Raw genomic sequence first — 1,530 nt, 5'->3', positions numbered from 1 at the left:
TGTCCTTCAAACTCCCTCTCCTCGTGCACGGGATCGTCGATTTTATTCACGGCGACGATGACTGGCTTACCTTTTTTCCTCAGGAAGAGCGCCACTTCCCGGTCAAGGGTCGTCAAACCGTCCTTGCCGTCGACGACAAGGACCAGGAGATCGCTTTCTTGAACAGCCAGAAGGACTTGCTTCCGTATGCTCTCCGACAGGAGGTCCCCTCCTTCTGGGAGAAGACCGCCCGTGTCGACAAGGAGAAAGTTTCTTCTTTCGTGCTCGCCCTCACCGTAAATCCTATCCCTGGTTACGCCGGGCTGGTCGTCGACAATGGCCATTCTCCTGCCGATGATGCGGTTGAAAAGGGATGATTTGCCCACGTTGGGTCTACCGACGATGGCCACAATAGCCATGAATGATTCCTTCCTTTCCTCGCCCTTTAGTCGGACCGGAGGGATATCCTGGGGAAGCCCCTGGCAGATCCCGATATCTGGAAAAAGGGAGTCAATGTTTTCCTTAATCCTTCCAATTCGCTGCACTTGAGCCAGATCATTTCCTCGGAACCGCCGGGGTCGAGGGCTTCATAGCCCCTCTCCAACAGGACAGCCTTGATCCTCTCCTTGTTCGACCCGAGGTTTGTAATCTCGACAAGGTACTTCCAGGGGGGAAGATCTAGCTTCTTTCTCTCTTCAAGCTCATTGGACCAAAAATGACCCCATCCCGCCACCAGTCCGATCTGCCAACCACTCCTCGGATGCCGGCTCTGGATGAGCACCTTCCTTTCCGAATGTCCCTCCCCTCTCCAGGCTGACTCCCATATAGTCCTGAAGGCTCGTAGAGGAGAATCAAAAAAAGGTGCAGCCGCAAGGGAATCAGCGTCAAGCCAGCTAACAAGGGGAACGGGTAGAAAATCGCACAGTTCCAACGATTTTCTTGACCCCACCACGATACCGCCATCGGCTAGGTCTTCGATCAATTTACTCCTGTAGGAAGTGCTCCGTGGTATGTCGGCATGCCAGGCGTGAACGGAAAATTCCTCACCCAGCATATTTTCCGCTATCAGCCTTGCACCTTCAAGGCCAGGCCTAAGACCCTGAAGAGAACGCCCTCCGCAGAAAGGGCAGAGGTCGGTGACGGGTTTTTCCACGCCACAGAAGCCACAGCGGAATACCTGCCGATCGTCGTCCCAACGGAGGGGGAGTCCACATTTTTCGCAGGTCAGAGTTCTTCCACACTCCCCACAGGTTATGCCGCTGGAATAACCTTTCCTGTCCAGTATCCAGATCGCTGTCCCCTTGCCGCGTACCACCTCCAGAGTCCGGCCCAGGACCAGGTCGCTGACCGGCAACGGTTCCTTCACTCCTGGAACGTTCATGCTCCTCGCGTCCCTCATGGAAATGAACTGGTACTTCCCGGACGGGGGAGAAACAGGTTGAGAAGGACCCTTCAGAAAAGTCCTGGCCGAGGGAACACTCCCGCCGTAAACGATGGCCGCTCCCCATAGGCGGGCCCTGGAACCCGCCACGCTCCTGGCACTGAAAAAGG

2 protein-coding genes are annotated in these 1,530 nt (G+C 55.7%); both read right to left on the bottom strand.

Translation table 11 applies throughout. From position 1 onward, the window contains the following. Positions 1–398: GTP-binding protein (locus tag GX108_04100; GenBank protein ID NLO56220.1), on the bottom strand; the 398-nt coding region annotated here is incomplete at its 3' end. A gap of 26 nt (positions 399–424) precedes the next feature. Continuing rightward, a partial coding sequence (locus GX108_04095; GenBank protein NLO56219.1) for a hypothetical protein occupies positions 425–1,530 on the bottom strand: 1,106 nt, incomplete at its 5' end.

The organism is Thermovirga sp. (assembly GCA_012523215.1).
Classification (GTDB): domain Bacteria; phylum Synergistota; class Synergistia; order Synergistales; family Thermovirgaceae; genus 58-81.
This window is presented reverse-complemented; position numbering and strand designations above follow the sequence as displayed.